Annotated in this window: 18 protein-coding genes and 1 tRNA gene; 15 read left to right on the top strand and 4 right to left on the bottom strand. The window is 63.3% G+C overall.

Going from position 1 to position 16764, the window contains the following annotated elements:
- Positions 1-117: 117 nt before the first annotated feature.
- The 3 genes from AC1Z36_RS14710 (at position 118) to AC1Z36_RS14700 (ending at position 2596) form a co-directional block, all read left to right on the top strand.
- A complete protein-coding gene (locus AC1Z36_RS14710; protein ID WP_483561418.1) occupies positions 118-1416 on the top strand; it encodes a cation:dicarboxylate symporter family transporter in 1299 nt (432 codons plus the stop codon).
- Positions 1417-1531: 115 nt separating this feature from the next.
- Positions 1532-2143 (top strand): DUF459 domain-containing protein, encoded by a 612-nt coding sequence (locus tag AC1Z36_RS14705; RefSeq protein ID WP_133834499.1) that lies wholly within the window; start codon positions 1532-1534, stop codon positions 2141-2143.
- Positions 2144-2152: 9 nt separating this feature from the next.
- Entirely contained in the window at positions 2153-2596 is a 444-nt protein-coding gene (locus AC1Z36_RS14700) for a cytidine deaminase family protein (protein ID WP_105662547.1), read from the top strand.
- A 16-nt stretch (positions 2597-2612) separates the two neighbouring features.
- On the opposite strand, the gene AC1Z36_RS14695 is transcribed toward AC1Z36_RS14700, so the two are convergent.
- The 3 genes from AC1Z36_RS14695 to AC1Z36_RS14685 all read right to left on the bottom strand — a co-directional run bounded on the left by AC1Z36_RS14695 (position 2613) and on the right by AC1Z36_RS14685 (position 3628).
- On the bottom strand, positions 2613-2963 hold the full coding sequence (locus tag AC1Z36_RS14695) for a VOC family protein (RefSeq protein WP_133834498.1): 351 nt from the start codon (positions 2961-2963) through the stop codon (positions 2613-2615).
- A gap of 69 nt (positions 2964-3032) precedes the next feature.
- Complete coding sequence (locus AC1Z36_RS14690) at positions 3033-3203, bottom strand: maleylpyruvate isomerase N-terminal domain-containing protein (protein ID WP_133834507.1); 171 nt, start codon at positions 3201-3203, stop codon at positions 3033-3035.
- Between the two features lie 44 nt (positions 3204-3247).
- Positions 3248-3628 (bottom strand): hypothetical protein, encoded by a 381-nt coding sequence (locus AC1Z36_RS14685; protein WP_105659045.1) that lies wholly within the window; start codon positions 3626-3628, stop codon positions 3248-3250.
- 186 nt (positions 3629-3814) lie between these two features.
- Between AC1Z36_RS14685 and AC1Z36_RS14680 the strand changes: the two genes are divergently transcribed.
- The 10 genes from AC1Z36_RS14680 (at position 3815) to abc-f (ending at position 13820) form a co-directional block, all read left to right on the top strand.
- Positions 3815-4711, top strand: a complete 897-nt coding sequence (locus AC1Z36_RS14680; protein WP_013348536.1) for a ParA family protein — start codon at positions 3815-3817, stop codon at positions 4709-4711.
- Positions 4711-5613: a segregation and condensation protein A gene (locus AC1Z36_RS14675; protein ID WP_332498103.1), complete on the top strand. Its 903-nt coding sequence runs from the start codon at positions 4711-4713 to the stop codon at positions 5611-5613. Before AC1Z36_RS14680 ends, AC1Z36_RS14675 begins: the two co-directional genes overlap by 1 nt.
- Positions 5606-6196: an SMC-Scp complex subunit ScpB gene (gene scpB, locus AC1Z36_RS14670; protein WP_105659047.1), complete on the top strand. Its 591-nt coding sequence runs from the start codon at positions 5606-5608 to the stop codon at positions 6194-6196. Before AC1Z36_RS14675 ends, scpB begins: the two co-directional genes overlap by 8 nt.
- Positions 6197-6297: 101 nt before the next feature.
- Positions 6298-7407 (top strand): pseudouridine synthase, encoded by a 1110-nt coding sequence (locus AC1Z36_RS14665; protein WP_105659048.1) that lies wholly within the window; start codon positions 6298-6300, stop codon positions 7405-7407.
- A 3-nt stretch (positions 7408-7410) separates the two neighbouring features.
- Positions 7411-8511 carry a prephenate dehydrogenase gene (locus AC1Z36_RS14660; RefSeq protein ID WP_483561417.1) on the top strand — a complete coding sequence of 367 codons (1101 nt, stop codon included), beginning with the start codon at positions 7411-7413 and terminating at the stop codon, positions 8509-8511.
- A complete protein-coding gene (gene cmk / locus AC1Z36_RS14655) occupies positions 8493-9188 on the top strand; it encodes a (d)CMP kinase (protein WP_426734947.1) in 696 nt (231 codons plus the stop codon). The genes AC1Z36_RS14660 and cmk overlap by 19 nt, the downstream gene beginning before the upstream one ends.
- A 65-nt stretch (positions 9189-9253) precedes the next feature.
- Entirely contained in the window at positions 9254-10786 is a 1533-nt protein-coding gene (gene der, locus AC1Z36_RS14650; RefSeq protein WP_105659051.1) for a ribosome biogenesis GTPase Der, read from the top strand.
- 101 nt (positions 10787-10887) lie between these two features.
- Positions 10888-10961 (top strand) — tRNA-Pro (locus AC1Z36_RS14645).
- Between the two features lie 100 nt (positions 10962-11061).
- Positions 11062-11904 carry a PhzF family phenazine biosynthesis protein gene (locus tag AC1Z36_RS14640; RefSeq protein ID WP_400343255.1) on the top strand — a complete coding sequence of 281 codons (843 nt, stop codon included), beginning with the start codon at positions 11062-11064 and terminating at the stop codon, positions 11902-11904.
- A gap of 209 nt (positions 11905-12113) precedes the next feature.
- A complete protein-coding gene (abc-f, locus tag AC1Z36_RS14635) occupies positions 12114-13820 on the top strand; it encodes a ribosomal protection-like ABC-F family protein (RefSeq protein WP_483561416.1) in 1707 nt (568 codons plus the stop codon).
- Here abc-f and AC1Z36_RS14630 read toward each other — a convergent pair.
- A complete protein-coding gene (locus tag AC1Z36_RS14630; RefSeq protein WP_332487305.1) occupies positions 13813-14265 on the bottom strand; it encodes a hypothetical protein in 453 nt (150 codons plus the stop codon). The two genes, abc-f and AC1Z36_RS14630, sit on opposite strands and share 8 nt — an antisense overlap.
- Before the next feature lie 36 nt (positions 14266-14301).
- Between AC1Z36_RS14630 and AC1Z36_RS14625 the strand changes: the two genes are divergently transcribed.
- Entirely contained in the window at positions 14302-14613 is a 312-nt protein-coding gene (locus AC1Z36_RS14625; protein ID WP_483561415.1) for a hypothetical protein, read from the top strand.
- A 211-nt stretch (positions 14614-14824) separates the two neighbouring features.
- Positions 14825-16714: an FAD-binding monooxygenase gene (locus tag AC1Z36_RS14620; protein WP_105662555.1), complete on the top strand. Its 1890-nt coding sequence runs from the start codon at positions 14825-14827 to the stop codon at positions 16712-16714.
- The last annotated feature ends 50 nt before the right edge of the window (positions 16715-16764 follow it).

Below are 16764 nucleotides of genomic sequence, written 5' to 3'. Positions count from 1 at the left end.
CGCAATGGAGATGCGGATCACTTCGAGCCGCACCATGGATACAGAACGATTCTACGTAATGCCGGCTGTGCAAGGGTGCACGGTTCGGTTCCATGCGCTCACAAGGGTAGGACTACCATGGCTGTCACAGACCAGATGCCGCCGGCAGGCAATTCGCCGCAGGCCGGAACGAAGAAGAAAGACAAGACCCACTGGCTGTACATCATGGTGATTGCCGCCGTGGTGCTCGGCGCAGCGGTCGGCCTGCTGGCCCCGGAGGTGGGCAAGGCCCTCAAGCCCCTGGGCACCGGATTCGTCGCACTGATCAAGATGCTGATCGGTCCAGTCATCTTCTGCACCATCGTCCTGGGCGTTGGTTCCATTGCCAAGGCGGCAACCGTCGGCAAGGTCGGCGGCCTGGCGCTGCTGTACTTCATCACCATGTCCACCTTTGCGCTGGCCATCGGCCTGGTCGTCGGCAACATCATCCACCCGGGTTCGGGGCTGAAGCTCGAGCCGTACGAGTCGGGATCCGGCGGCGGGGAGAACTCCACCGTGGCCTTCCTGCTGGAAATGATTCCGGGCGACATCCCCGTGCTGCCGACCCTGGTGCTGGCCCTGCTGGTCGGCTTCGCGCTGCAGTCCATGGGCAAGTCCGGCGAGCCTGTGCTCAACGCAGTCAAGCACATCCAGGCGGTGGTCTTCCGCCTGATGATGATGATCATGTGGGCTGCCCCGATCGGTGCCTTCGGTGCCATTGCCGCAGTGGTCGGCGCTACCGGCTGGGCCGCCATAGGCTCGATGGCGATCCTCATGGGTGCCTTCTACGTCACCTGCGCGCTCTTCATCGTCGTCGTCCTCGGTTCCCTGTTGCGCCTGGTCACCGGCCTGAACATCTTCCTGCTGCTGAAGTACCTGGCTCGCGAATACCTGCTGATCTTCTCAACCTCATCCTCCGAGTCGGCACTGCCGCGCCTGATCGCCAAGATGGAGCACGCAGGGGTGTCCAAGCCCGTCGTGGGCATCACCGTGCCTACCGGCTACTCCTTCAACCTCGATGGCACCGCCATCTACCTGACCATGGCGGCACTCTTCGTCTCAACGGCCATGGGCATGCCCATGAGCCTGAGCGAGCAGATCGGCCTGCTGGTCTTCATGATCATCGCTTCCAAGGGCGCAGCCGGCGTGACCGGCGCGGGCCTGGCCACCCTGGCAGCCGGCCTGCAGTCGCACCGCCCGGAACTGCTGGACGGCATGGGCGTGATCGTGGGCATCGACAAGTTCATGTCCGAGGCCCGCGCGCTGACCAACTTCACCGGCAACGCCGTGGCAACCTTGCTGATCGGCAAGTGGACCAGGGAGATCGACATGGACCAGGCCAAGGCTGTACTGGCGGGCAGCCTTCCATTCGACGAGCGCAGCGTCGAAGGCCACTAGGACCTTGCTGGAAATCCGTTATCCGACACGTTCGGGTAACGGATTTTCTGCGTCTGGGCGCCTTTGGCAAGATAGGGCCCAGCCGGGCGCAGCAGCCAGCAGGCGGAAAGGCATCATGGGTTCAGCGGTACGAGTGTGCTTTGTCGGCGATTCCTTCGTCGCAGGAGTCGGCGATGAAACCCATCGCGGATGGGCAGGGCGGCTGGTCGCCCGGGGAATCGAACGGGGCCATGGGCTCACCGGCTACAACCTCGGTGTTCGCGGCGATACCAGCGCCATGATCCGGCAGCGATTCGAAGCTGAATGCGCCGCACGCTTTCCGCCAGGGGATTACGCGCCAGGCGTGGTGCTCTGCTTCGGAGTCAACGACGTGATCCGCTGGGACGCGAAGTCGCGGGTGGCCGCCGGAGAACGGATCCAGAACCTCGAGGCCATCCTGGATGCGGCAAAGGAACGCAATTGGCCGGTTCTCATGATCGGTCCGCCGCCGATCGCCGATGATGCATTGAACGCGGAACTGCGCGAGCTGGATGCGCAAATGCGGGCACGGTGCGCATCGAGGAATGTGCCTTATCTAAGCGTGTTCGGGGATCTCGCGGAACATGAGCTGTGGCGCCGCCAAGTGGCCGCCGATGATGGAGCGCACCCGCGCGCAGCAGGCTACGACCTGCTGGCGGGGATGGCCAGCCAGGCTTGGGACCCGTGGCTTGCGGAACTGGGCAGCTAGGCTGGAGCAATGAACGGGACACCGCACCGGCAGCAGTATCGTGCACTGGCAGACGCCGAAGAAGAACTGGTCGAACTCGCCCGGCGGACCATTGAGGCAGCAACCGACGCGCCCGATGGCGGCGACGGAGTGCACACCATGGGTGCCGCGGTGCTGGCTGCCGACGGCGCCATGCACGCGGGCGTGAATTTCTACCACTTCACCGGAGGCCCGTGTGCAGAGCTGGTGGCCTTCGGTGCGGCCCGTGCGGCCGGGGCAAGGGATCCGCAGGTGGTGGTGGCAGTGGGCAACCAGGGGCGCGGCATCAAAAACCCGTGCGGGCGCTGCCGCCAGGTGATGGCTGATAGCTATCCGTGGCTGCGGGTCATCGTCGATACCCCGCACGGGGCGCGCAGCATCGGCATTCGCGAGCTGCTGCCGTTGTCTTTCGACTGGTTGGCCGAGCAAGCCTGAGAGCCTGATGCCCGGCTCAGCGCGAGAGGCCGGGCAAGGGCGAAGCGAGCATCACCCGGTTGCCGTCGGGATCCTGCAGCTGCACGATCCGTGCTCCGCCGCCGGGCTGCGGGCCGTGATGCCCGATGCCCGCATCCAGCAGGCGCGCGGCCTGCGCGTCGAGGTCGGCCACTTCCAGGACCAGCGTGCTGTATCCGGCACGGTCGGGCTCCGCGAAGACCTGGACTCCGAATCCCGGGGCCAGATGCCATTCGAGCAGCCCGTCCATGGGCCGCTGGTCCGGCGCCCGGTTGAAGAGCCGCGCGTACCAGTGCTCGGCTCGGGCCAAATTCGATACCGTGCAATTGCTGAGCATTCCCGTGAACATCTGCCTCGCCCCTTATGCCGCCGGATGCCGGCGCGTGTGGAACCATTCGACCACCGGAATGCGCCAGGATCAAGAACTTATCCGAATAGCCAGCGGATGATCGGGCTGGGCACCAGGGCGCTGCCCAGCCGGGGACTCCACGGCAGGATCACCCTCCAGTGCCTGGCCGGTGGCTTGGGCCAGATCGCAGGGGTGGTCGAGCAGGTCGCGTACCGTCCAAGCGGTGCATGGCGCGGGAATCCTGGCTCATGATGATTCCGGTTTTCGGCCCAGAAGCACACAGGTCAGTGGCCGGCCGCGGTGAGCAGGCGCTGCAGGCGCGGGCCGAACTGGACCTCATGATCCAGAGCCATCAGCTCGTCGATCGACGCGTGCAGCTGTTGCGCAGCGAGAATCGACTGGATGTACTCCCAATAAGCATGCAGCTCCTCGGCCCGTGTCCACCCCGGTGCCGGTTCATCCGGGCCCACCACAACCAACGCGGTTTCGCGGATTCCGGCCGGCGTCACCTGCGCCCATTCTTCGCTGCTGGACCATCCGCGGTCGTCGAGCACCACGATGAATAGCCCGTCGTCCAGTTGGGCCTGGAGGAGCACACGGACCCTTGCCTGCTTGCTGCCTGGCTCGGCTTCCGCCCAGCTGGCGAGCTTTTCAATGGTGCGCATCGCGCCCTTCCCGTAAATGCCAGATTGCGTTCAGCTCGCATACAACATTAGAGCTAAGGTTCAAGGTAAAGGCTCGCCGTGGAAGAACCCAAAAAACCAAGATCTTTTGCTTCGACCGATAACCTTGAAAAGAGCTTACAGCTCGAAGAATCAGGTTTATCGAACGGGAAGTGTGGTTTACCCATCGTGAGCGAGGAACAGGGAAACAAGCACCGCGGAGCGGGGATGCTCAAGGAGCCTCGCCCAGTGGGTCCTACTGGCAAGCCATTGACAGATTTCCCCGTGCCAGCACCGTTGCCATCGCACGGCCCGGCACGCGTGATCGCCATGGTGAACCAGAAGGGCGGCGTTGGCAAGACCACCTCCACCATCAATCTCGCCGCCGCGCTCGCCGAGTACGGCCGCAAGGTGCTGCTGGTGGACTTCGACCCGCAGGGCGCGCTGTCTGCCGGCTTCGGAACCAACCCGCATGAAATGGACATCACCGTCTACAACGTGCTGATGGACCGCAAGGTGAAGATCACCGACGCCATCGTGAAGACCGACGTCGAGAACATCGATCTGCTGCCAGCCAACATCGATTTGTCCGCAGCCGAGGTGCAGCTGGTCAACGAGGTCGCCCGCGAGCAGGTGCTGGAACGTGCGCTGCGCAATGTCATCGACGACTACGATGTGGTGCTCATCGACTGCCAGCCATCGCTGGGCCTGCTGACCATCAACGCGCTCACCGCCGCCCATGGCGTGATCATCCCGCTGACCGCAGAGTTCTTTGCGCTGCGTGCGGTGGCATTGCTGATGGAAACCATCGACAAGGTCAAGGACCGGCTGAACCAGGTGCTGGAGTTGGACGGCGTGGTGGCCACCATGTACGACGCCCGCACCCTGCACAGCCGCGAGGTCATCACCCGGCTGGATGAGGCCTTCGGCGACAAGCTCTTCGAGACCGTCATCAAGCGCACCATCAAGTTCGCCGACGCGAACGTGGCCGCCGAACCGATTACTTCCTACGCCGCCAACCACCCGGGCGCTGAGGCCTACCGCAACCTCGCCCGCGAACTGATTTGGCGTGGTGGTGCCCCGTAATGAGCGCCACGCTCAGCGAAGAAGCCGCCACCGATTCCACCACGCCAGCAGGAGCTGAGCAGGAATCGGCTGGCGGTTTTCGCCTTGCCCTGCAGAATTTCAACGGGCCCTTCGATGTGCTGCTGCACCTGATTACCAAACGCGAGCTGGATATTACCGAGGTCGCGTTGGCAGAGGTCACCGACGAATTCATCGCCTACCTGCGCGAGCTGCAAGCCACCAGTGCCGCCGAGGGGAGCGACGGGATGAAGGTGCTCGATGAAACCACCGAATTCCTCGTGGTCGCCTCCACGCTGCTGGATTTGAAGGCGGCCCGCTTGCTGCCGCGCGGCGAAATGGCCGATGAGGAGGACTTCGAGCTGCTCGAAGCCCGCGACCTGCTTTTCGCGCGGCTGCTGCAGTACAAGGCCTTCAAGCAGGCCGCCGAGTTCTTGGGCGAACGCTACGGAATCGAGGGAGCGCGCCATCCCCGCGAAGTCTCGCTGGAACCGCAGTTCGCTGCCCTGCTGCCGGAACTGGTGTTCAGCATCGGGCCCGACGCCTTGGCCGCGATGGCGGCCAAGGCGCTGGCGCCGAAGCCGGAACCGGAAACAGAGGTCGGCATCGGGCACCTGCACGGGGCGAACGTCACCATTGCCGAGGAAGCCGATGCGATCACCGCCCTGCTCGAAGCCCGCGGCACGCTGGCATTCACCGAGCTGGTGGCAGACGCGGATGCGCAGCTGGTGGTGGTCGTGCGTTTTCTGGCATTGTTGGAGATGTTCAGGCAGAAAGCCATTAGCTTTGCGCAGGAAGATCCGCTCGGCCCGCTGCTGATCTCGCTGGTCCAGGAGTCCAGTTTCGATGCGCAGGCCGTGCAAGACGACTACGAGGGGAGTGGTGGTGAGGTGGATCATGAGTGAGATTGCACCCATTGACCAGCTGCCAGGAGGCCTGGAATCGGGCCTTGAAGCGGTGCTGATGGTCGCCGATATCCCCGTATCTTCGGCGCGTTTGGCCGAAATCTTCGAAGTCCCCACCGCCAGGGTTGCCGCCGCTTTGGAGACCCTTGCTACCGAGTATGATAGTAAGGATCGCCCGCGCGGATTTGAACTGCGTCGCGTCGCCTCCGGGTGGCGCTTCTATTCGCGGGCCGATTACGCCGATTTCGTCTCCAGTTATGTGCTCGACGGGCAGACAGCACGCCTGTCACAGGCCGCCCTAGAAACCCTGGCTGTCATCGCTTACCGACAGCCGGTCTCGCGTGGACGTATTTCGGCGATTCGAGGTGTCAACGTCGATTCAGTGGTGCGCACGCTGCTCACCCGCGGATTGATCACGGAGTATCCGGAAGTTGGGGATGGCGGAGCGACGCTGTACCAAACCACCGAATACTTCCTGGAACGACTGGGACTGGGCTCGCTTGATGAGTTGCCTGCGCTGTCCCCGTATCTTCCCGGGGTGGCCGACCTCGAATCGCTCGATTCGGCAACCTACGACGACTAGGTAGCTGCCAGCCGGCAGCTACAACGGACCAACCACGCGTGAAGCCCCAAGACTGGCGGGCTCGCGCAGCGAACACGTAACAGCAAGGGACACAGGCAAGCATGAGCAGGGGACCATCCTCAGGCCGCAACGATCGCGGCAACAATTCAAACTTCGGCGGCAAGCCAGCAGGCGGCCGCGGCACTACCGGCGGCAAGGCCTACGGCAAGCCAGGCGGTGCAGGCCGCACCGGTGGCAAGTCCTTCGGCGAGAAGCCATTCGGCGAGAAGCCGTATGGCAAGTCCGCCTCGGGCAAGCCAGGGGAAAAGTCGAATTCGGCCAAGCGCAACACCGCAGCACCGCGCAAGAACTCCGAGCGTGCTTTCGGCAAGGAACGCTTCGGCAACTCCGTGCCGACCAACTATGCGCGCCCGACCCAGCGCGCCCGCGCCCAGGCTCGTGCCGAAAGCCAGGCAGCTCGCGAGATCAACGGCGAGCAGCAGGACGGCATCCGCCTGCAGAAGGCCATGGCCAACGCCGGGGTGGCCTCGCGCCGCGTCTGCGAGGAGATGATCCTCGAAGGCCGCGTCGAGGTCAACGGCAACCTGGTCGTCGAGCTGGGTTCGCGCGTGGATCCAGCCAAGGACCGCATCCACGTCGATGGCATGCGCATCCAGATGAACCAGGCAAACCGCTACTTCGTCTTCAACAAGCCGAAGCACGTGATGTGCACCATGGATGACCCGGAGGGCCGCCGCACCATCGCCGACTACTTCAAGAACGAGCACCACTCGCTGCGCTTGTTCCACGTTGGCCGCCTGGACTACAAGACCGAAGGCGTCTTGATCCTGACCAACGACGGCGAGCTGGCCAACCGCCTGCAGCACCCGAAGTACGAAGTCCCCAAGACCTACCTGGTGCAGATCCCCGGCCCGCTGCCGCGTGCGGTAAGCAACCAGCTGCGCGAGGGAATCAAGCTCGAAGATGGCTGGATCAAGGTCGATGACCTGAAGATCATCGCCACCACCCCGAAGCACGTGATGGTCGAGGTGACCCTGCACTCGGGCCGCAACCGCATCGTGCGCCGCATGTTCGACGCCGTAGGCCACCCGGTCCAGCGCCTGGTGCGCGTTGCCGTGGGTCCGGTGCTGCTGGGCGACCAGAAGCAGGGCACCATCCGCTCCCTGGGCAACCAGGAAGTCGGGCACCTCATGGCCATGGTGGGGATGTAGCCCATGGCGTCTTCTCACCTTGCAGGCCCGGTGCTGGTCATCGGCACCGGCTTGCTGGGCACCTCGGTGGGATTGGGCCTGCGCGCCAAGGGCGTGCACGTCTACCTGTCGGATATTTCGCCAACCGCTGCCGGAGTAGCCCAGGACATTGGCGCCGGGGTGCTGCTGGAGCACCAGCAGATCGCCCCGGAACTGGTCGTGATCGGTGCTCCACCGGATGTCACCTCCGCCCTGGTGGGCGACGCGCTGCTGGCCTATCCGAACGCGGCCGTGGTGGACATCGCCAGTGTCAAGGGCTCGATCCTGGCCGGCGTGCTGGCGGACGAGCGGCTGGGCGAGGCCGAGACGTCCCGCTATGTGGGGACGCACCCGATGGCGGGCCGGGAGAAGTCCGGACCGGCCGCGGCCCGTGGCGAATTGTTCACCTCCATGCCGTGGGTCATCTGCGCCCATGAAGGAGCGCAGGCTTCGCGGGTCAAGGCCGCCGAATCCCTGGCCATCGACCTGGGTGCGACCATGTACCGGATGAGCGTGGTCGAGCACGATGAGTCCGTCGCGCTGATCAGCCACTTCCCGCAAGCGGCCAGCTCGATGATCGCCTCGCGCCTGCTGAACGCCGAAAGCCACCAGCTGGCCTTGGCGGGCAACGGGCTGCGCGACACCACGCGCATCGCGGCCAGCGACGAGAAGCTCTGGATCCAGATCTTCTCGCACAATGCCGCCGCACTGGTGCCGATCCTGACCGGGATGAAGGAAGATCTGGACCGGCTGATCAGCACGCTGCAGAACCCGCAGGGCCCCGGAGCGCTGCTGGACCTCTCGCAGCTGATGACCGAGGGCAACGCCGGCAAGGCCCGGATTCCGGGCAAGCACGGCGCACCGCCGCAGGCGTTCGCGTTGGTCACCGTCGTGATCGATGACCGGCCGGGGCAGATCGCCCAGTTGCTGGCCGAAATCGGCGACGCGCAGATCAACATCGAGGATTTGCGCATGGAGCACTCCGCGGGCCATCAGGTCGGCATGGTGGATGTTTCGGTCGTGCCCGGCCGGCGCGATGAATTGATAGATGTATTGACCAAGAACGGATGGAAGGTAGCCCAGTGAGCACCTTGAACAACGACAAGCTGGTTATTGCCATCGACGGCCCTAGCGGCTCCGGCAAGTCCTCGGTCTCCAAGGCCGTCGCCCGCAAGCTGGGCGCAGCCTACCTGGACACCGGCGCCATGTACCGTGCGATCACCTACTCGGTGCTCGCCGATGGCACCGATCTGTCCAACGCCGAGGCCATTGCCCAGGCCGTGCGCGATGCCAAGCTGTCCATCTCGGTCGATCCTGATGCTGAACTGGTTGAAATCGGCGGTGTAGACGTGACCGCGGCAATCCGCGAACCACGCATCTCCGAGCAGGTTTCCGCCGTTGCCACCAACCTGGACGCGCGTGCCGAACTGGTCCGCCGCCAGCAGGAAATCATTGCGGCCAACACCCGCATCGTGGCCGAAGGCCGCGACATCACCACCGTGGTCGCCCCGGATGCCGATGCGCGCATCCTGCTGACCGCATCGGAAGAAGCCCGCCTGCGCCGTCGCGGCCTGCAGCTGGGCGGATCGCAGAACGAGTCGCAGCTGGCTACCCAGGTGCTGGCGCGCGATGCGAAGGACTCCACCGTGGTGAACTTCACCCAGGCCGCCGACGGAGTCATGACCGTAGACTCCTCGGACCTGGATTTCGAGCAGACCATCGACGCAGTGCTTGACGCAGTCGGCACTGCAACGAAAAACTAGCCTAAAGCTGGTGCCCATCCTCGGCGAGAGCCGATGAAGATTACGATCGCTGTGAAGGGAAAATCATGAGCGAGAACAACTCCACCCACGACGAGGAATACATCCCCGTTGGAGACGACGATATCGCCGAGCGCCTGGCCGAACTGAGCGAGGAAGAGGCCGCGGTTCGCGCCCAGGCCCTGCTCAGCGGACTGGAAGACTACGAACTGGACGAAGAGGACTCCGCCCTGCTTGCAGGCCTGGATAGCTTCGATGACGACGATGAAGACGTTGTCATTCCGCCGGTCCTGGCTGTTATCGGACGACCTAACGTCGGCAAGTCCACCTTGGTTAACCGCATCCTGGGCCGCCGCGAAGCGGTAGTCGAGGATACCCCGGGCGTCACCCGCGACCGCGTGTCCTATTCCGCCGAGTGGGTGGGACGCCCATTCACCATCGTCGATACCGGTGGCTGGGAGCACGATGCCAAGGGCATCCACGCCTCGGTTGCCGACCAGGCCGAAATTGCCGCCGACGTCGCTGACGCCATCCTCTTCGTGGTCGACTCCCACGTGGGCGCGACCGCAACCGACGAGGCTGTGGTGAAGATGCTGCGCAAGAAGGGCAAGCCGGTCTTCCTAGTGGCCAACAAGGTCGACGACTTCAACCAGGAAGCCGAAGCCGCCGCGCTGTGGGGACTGGGATTCGGCCAGCCATGGCCAGTCTCGGCCCTGCACGGCCGCGGCACCGCCGACCTGCTGGACGCTGTCATGGAGAAAATGCCGGCCCATTCGGCTTTCGGCGGCATGATCCCATCGGGCGGTCCGCGCCGCATTGCGCTGATCGGCCGTCCGAATGTGGGCAAGTCCTCGCTGCTGAACAAGGTGGCCGGCTCCGAGCGCGTAGTTGTCGACGATCTGGCCGGCACCACCCGCGATCCCGTGGACGAACTTGTCGAGCTGGGCGGCGAAGTCTGGCGCTTCGTGGATACCGCCGGTATCCGCCGCCGCCAGCACATGGCCGTCGGCTCGGACTACTACGCGTCGTTGCGTACCCAGACGGCGCTGGAGAAGGCCGAAGTCGCCGTCATCCTGCTGGCTGCCAATGAAACCATCTCCGAGCAGGACGTGCGCATCATCCAGCTGGCCATCGAAGCCGGCCGCGCGATGGTCATCGTCTACAACAAGTGGGATGAGGTGGATGAGGATCGCCGCTACTACCTGGACCAGGAGATCGAGCGCGACCTTGCCCATATCGAGTGGGCACCGCGCGTGAACATCTCGGCGAAGACCGGCTGGCACAAGGACAAGCTCGTTCCCGCACTGAATACCGCGCTGGAATCCTGGGACAAGCGCATTCCAACGGGCAAGCTGAACGCCTTCCTGGGCGAACTTGTCGCAGCCCACCCGCACCCGGTGCGCGGCGGCAAGCAGCCACGCATCCTGTTCGGCACCCAGGCTTCGGCCCGTCCGCCGCGCTTCGTGCTGTTCACCACCGGCTTCCTGGATCCAGGCTACCGCCGCTTCATCACCCGGCGGCTGCGCGAAACCTTCGGTTTCGAAGGAAGCCCCATCGAGGTTTCGATGCGAATCCGCGAGCGCCGCGGACGCAATCGCTAAATTTCGAATTTAGCCCTTCACTTGGTGTAGGCTAATAAAGGAGCTTTTCGCAGACGGCACCCTTGGTTCTCACGACTTGGGGATAACGGCTGCGAGGGCATCGGGCTATGGCGCAGCTTGGTAGCGCGCCTCACTGGGGGTGAGGAGGTCGCAAGTTCAAATCTTGTTAGCCCGACGATCCAATCGGAAAACCCCGTCGAGAGTTTCTCTCGGCGGGGTTTTGCCGTGCCTCCCCAGAATTCCACACCCACGGCGAAGATCCGGAAGATGGTCCAATGCAACGCAGATTCCAGCAGGTCGATGTCTTCGGCGCCACCCCGTACAAGGGCAACCCGCTAGGCGTGGTGCTCGACGGGCAGGGCCTGGATACCGAGTCGATGCAGGACTACTCGCTCTGGTCCAATCTCTCCGAGGTCACCTACGTACTGCCGGCCAGCGATGAGCGGGCCGACTACCGTTTCCGCATCTTTGCGCGCGAACGCGAATTCCCATTTGCCGGCCACCCTGCCTTGGGCACAGCGCGTGCCTGGCTGCAGGCCGGGGGAGTGCCGCAGGATCCGAAGCAGCTGGTCGTCGAGTGCGAAGCTGGTTTGGTACCGATCAGGATCGAAGGTGAAACGCTTTCCTTTGCTTCGCCGCCGGCTGTTCGAACCGGTGCAATTGCGCCGCACGAACTGACGGAAATGATCCAGATCCTGGGCATTGAGCCCGAGCAGATTGTGGATTCGCAGTGGACGGACAACGGGCCGGGGTGGGCCGCGGTGCTGCTGGAAAACTCGCAGCAGGTTTTGGACATCGCACCGCGGATCCCCAATAGGCCGGGACGCTGGAAAATCGGGGTCTTCGGCGCACTGCCGCAGTCGTCGGCACCGGAAAAATTCGAAGTCCGAGCTCTGGCCATCGAAAACGGGGGCTTGCGCGAGGATCCGGTCACCGGAAGCCTGAATGGAGCGGCCACGCAATGGCTGATGGCCACCGGGCACGCCACCGCGCCACTGGTCAACCGGCAGGGTGCGAAAGTCGGGCGCGATGGGCATGTGCATCTGGACTTGGCCGACGGCCAGCTTTGGGTTGGCGGGGCCGCGAACGTCCTGATTGAGGGCATCATCGAGCTGTAGTGCGCAAAACCTTGCCTGTTGTGATGGCTTGGGCTTAGCCTTGAATGGTGGGAACGTTAATTCATGGAGTCCATTTCCTCTAGGCGGTAACCAGTGTCGAGCTTCGCTCCGCTGACGCCATATTCATTGCACCTTTGTGGTGCCCGCCAACCACCAGCACCGCACCGGCCCTGATTACTCGGCGAACCGGTGCTAGGCAGGAAACTCCCATGACCCAGTCCCAAAATATCCACCAGTCTTCCCAGCATGAGCGCGAAACCGAACCGGACTACGTATGCTCATTGCAAGGCATCGCAGTCAGTTTCGGCGAACGGGATGTGCTGACCGGCATCGACCTTGCAATTTCCGGTACCGACCGCATCGCAGTACTTGGCGATAACGGTTCGGGAAAATCCACGCTGATGCGCGTGATTGCAGGGAATCTCGAACCCGACCACGGGCAGCGGAAGATGAACGCGCCCGGTGCCGTTGCCTACGCTGCGCAGAACCCGAGCTTCGCTGCGAACATGAGCGTGCAACAGGTGATCGATTCCTATCATCGGCGCTTCCGTGAACTGGAAGGCTTGATGCGCGTCGTCTCGGCCAAGCTCGAAGATGCTCCAGAACCTGTCGCCGAACGTTTGATGAAGCAGCTGCAGCAGGTTACCGACCTGTATGAGGCGGCCGACGGCTATTCGCTGGCTCCGCGCCTGGATAGCGCTTTGGCGCAGCTGGGCCTAGGAGATCTGGATCGCCAGCGCCTTGTGTCCCAACTTTCCGGTGGGCAGCGATCCCGGCTGTCGCTGGCCTGTGTCCTGTGTTCGGGTGCGCAATTGCTCCTGCTCGATGAACCAACGAACGACCTGGACGAGGCGGCCATGAACTGGCTGGAGCGCACCCTGGATAAGCATCGCGGTGCGCTGGTGCTGATCAGCCATGACCGGATGTTCCTCAAGCGTTTTGCCCGATCCATCGTGGAGGTTGCCGACGGGTCGGTCGCGCATTACGGCAATGGCTATGACGGTTATCTGCATGCCAAGGAGCAGGAGCGCATCGCGATCCGCGTCGCCTACGAAAATTGGGTGCAGGAGCTTGAGCGTTCACAGAACTTGGTTGATAAGTATGCTTCACGCGTCAGCGCCATTCCGCGCAAGCAGGAGAAATCCAGTTTCGGACATGGAAATTTCCGGGCCCGCGATTCCAGCCATGGGTCGACCTCCAAGATCCGCCAGGCAAAATCCCGAATCGAAGACCTCGAAACCCACCGGGCACCCGAGCCGGCTGCTGAGCTGTCCTTCTTGATGCCCGGCAGCACCCAGGACCAGGCTGGTGGCGAAACCTTGCTGCAGGTGATGAACGCCCGGCGCGGCTCGGATCCGAAACTGTCCACGCCACGCTTCGACATCAAGCTCGGCGAGCGCTGGCTAGTCACCGGCCCCAATGGTGCTGGCAAATCCACATTGCTCAAAATGCTCGCCGGAGAACTGGAATGCGCCGAGGGGAAGATCGAGCGCGCTGCCAACTTGCACTGCGGTTGGCTCCGCCAGGAAGTCGGAATTTTTCCTGGCAGCACCCTGGTTGAAGCCTTCGCCGCGGCCACCGGCCAGTATGTCCAGTACGCCGGTGCGTCCCTGGCCCAGCTGGGCCTGTTTTCGCCGCAGGATTTCCTGCGGCACCCCATGGCGCTTTCGGTAGGCCAGCGCCGCCGCCTGGAACTGGCTATTGCGGTCAGCACCAAAGCGCAGATGCTGTTCCTGGACGAGCCGACGAACCATCTCTCACCGGCCTTGGTGGAGCAGCTGGAGTCAGCGCTGGCGGAATATCCGGGCGCCGTGGTCACGGTCAGCCACGACCGGCGCTGGCAGCAGAAAATGCGCGAGCATTCGGTGGTGCATCGGCTCGGGGTGGAAGCAGGACGCGTCGAGCTGATCAGGTAGCGCTGGAGTTCTGGCTTCTCAAGTTCAGTCCGCCATCAAACAGGTGCTGCGGGTCAGTTCTCTCGGACAGGGCACGCAGCCGGGTTCCGGTCTGCCCAGGCCAGGCGAGCTCGGCAGCCGAACGGCGAACGTCCGAAGAGTAGGCGCCGTACGCGCCGGTGCCCAGAACCTGCAGGGCAGCGAACGACTGGTCCTGCTCGGCGATGCCCAACGGGTGGATCCAGGTAGCTGCCAGCACTTCTTGATGCCGCGACCCCCAGGCGGTGGCGTGGGCCGGAACCCGGGCTACGGCACCGCCCAAGGCCCGCAATTCGCCGACCAGGCTGGCCCGATGGGCCAATGACTGCGCCATGGCATCGCCCAACTGCTCATCCGCCTGATCGACCAGGACATCACGCATTTTGATGCGCTGCTGACCGGCATGCGGCGAATTCGGGGCTGGCACGATCAGCGGATAAGGTACTAGCTCGGTGCGCGAATCGTGAAGTTGGGCCAGGCCCAGGGCCTCGCGCAAGACCGGTGCTGCCTGGTCCTGGCCATCATTCGCGAGGGAGCGGATCGGGAACCATCGGCGATCCTGCCATTTGCCGCGGATTGCGCTGCCACGGCCAGCATCATCCGCCCCGATCTGTCGGCCACCAAATGGAAGCCGTGGCTGGTCGGAGATATCTCGTCCTCGCGCGACTTGGAGATTGGCGGGAAGTTCAACGCGGTGCACGGAGCCTATGGGCGTTCGCAACTTAATGAAGAGCAGATGCTGGAGTATGCCGGACCCGAGTGGGAGCATCGGTAGCAGCTGGCATCAGTGATGGGCCCCGGCGCGAGGTTATTGCGCCGGGGCTTCTGCCCATCTGCGGCTTAGGGTGGCCGGCGCAGCGTGCGTGAACTTGTGCCTGAGCTCACAGATTGTATATGATTAGTGTGCGATAAAAGATCATGCAGTTCTAATATCGAACATCATATTTATTGACTGAGGTCATCACAGGGAATTGGGGGATGAAACGGTGCAGTTTCACCACAACGGATACATTTCAGCCGATCCACGGGTGCAGCCAGCGGCTGGCGTGGGCATAAACCGTCCCATGGAGATGCCCGATGTCATGGATGTGCTGATCGTCGGTGCCGGTCCCGCAGGCATCATCACCGCCGCCCAGCTTTCCCAGTTCCCTGATGTGCACACCCGCATCATCGACCGACGGCCCGGCCGCCTGGAAATCGGCCAGGCCGACGGGATCCAGTCACGCACGGTGGAGACGTTCCAGGCTTTCGGTTTTGCCGAGCGCATCACCGCCGAGGCCTACATCATCAAGGAAACCACCTTCTGGAACCCTGATCCGCAGAACCCGGATCAGATCATCCGCACCGACCGCACCGCCGATGATCCAACCGGCGTCAGCGAATTCCCGCACCTCGTGGTCAACCAGGCGCGCGTTATCGACTATTTCGCTGATTTCGCGGCGAACTCCCCAGCTCGCACCGTCCCGGACTACGGGTGGGACTTCAAGGAACTGGTCGTTGAAGACGGTGAAGAGTACCCGGTGAAGGTCACCCTGATCGGCTGCGGCGAGAGCAATGACGGCATTGAGCGTGTAGTGCGTGCCAAGTACGTGGTCGGTTCCGATGGGGCCAGAAGCAATGTCCGCCGCTCGATCGGCGCGAAGCTCTCCGGTGACAAGGCCAATCACGCTTGGGGCGTCATGGACACCCTGGGCCTGACCAACTTCCCGGATGTGCGCACCAAGTGCGCCATCCATTCCAAGGCTGGTTCGATCCTGCTGATTCCGCGCGAAGGCGGGCAGCTCTTCCGCCTCTACGTCGACCTGGGTGAAGTTCCGGAAGGGGATAACGGCAAGGTCCGCGAGACTCCGCTGGAAGAAATCATCGAGCGCGCCAAGGCGATTTTGAATCCCTATACCCTCGAGGTCAAGGACGTCGCGTGGCACAGCGTCTACGAAGTAGGCCACCGGCTGGCTGACCGCTTCGATGATGTGCCGGTTGAAGAGATCGGTACCCGTGAGCCGCGCGTGTTCATTACCGGCGACGCCTGCCACACCCACTCGGCCAAGGCCGGCCAAGGCATGAACGTCTCCATGCAGGACGGGTTCAACCTGGCCTGGAAGATCGGCTATGTGCTCTCGGGCCAAGCTCCGGAAAGCCTGCTGCGCACCTACTCGGACGAGCGCAAGGTGATCGCCAAGGACCTGATCGACTTCGACAAGAAGTGGTCCTCCATCATGGCTGCTACTGCGAAGGAGCTTGAAGGCCAAGAAGGCGTTGCCGAGTTCTATGTACGCACGGCCGAATTCCCTGCCGGCTTCATGACCGAGTACGCGGCATCTGCGCTGGTCGCCGGCAAGGAGCACCAGGAGCTGGCCGCCGGATTCCCCGTGGGCAAGCGCTTCCGCTCTTCGGAAGTCATGCGCTTGGCCGATGCCAACCCAACGCACCTGGGCCACCACCATCGTGCCGACGGCCGCTACCGCATCTACGTCTTTGCTGATCAGCAGCCGGTGGGAGAGTCCCAGAAAATTGCCGCCTTGTCGAGTTGGCTGCTGGAGAATGAGCGCTCGCCACTGGTTCGCTTCACGCCGAAGGGTGCCGACGCCGACGCGCTGTTCGATGTCAAGGTGGTCTACCAGCAGGACTACACCACGATGAACGTGAATGACGCGCCGAAGGTGTTCCGTCCGGACACCGGCGTGTTCGGCCTGATGGATTACGAGAAGGTCTACACCGCATTGGACGGCTCGGACATCTTCGAGGAGCGCCAGATCTCCCGCGATGGCGCGATCGTGATCGTCCGTCCGGATATGTATGTTGCCAGCATCCTGCCATTGGATGCGGCCAACGAGCTGGCCCGTTTCTTCGAGCCGATCCTGCTGGAGCAGAACTAGTAGCGCCCTCGCTCCACATATCACCGATGGCACCGCGAGTATCTCGCGGT

The organism is Glutamicibacter sp. BS14, from assembly GCF_056934375.1.
Note: the sequence above shows the minus strand (reverse complement) of the source record. Positions and strands in the feature narration are given on the sequence as shown.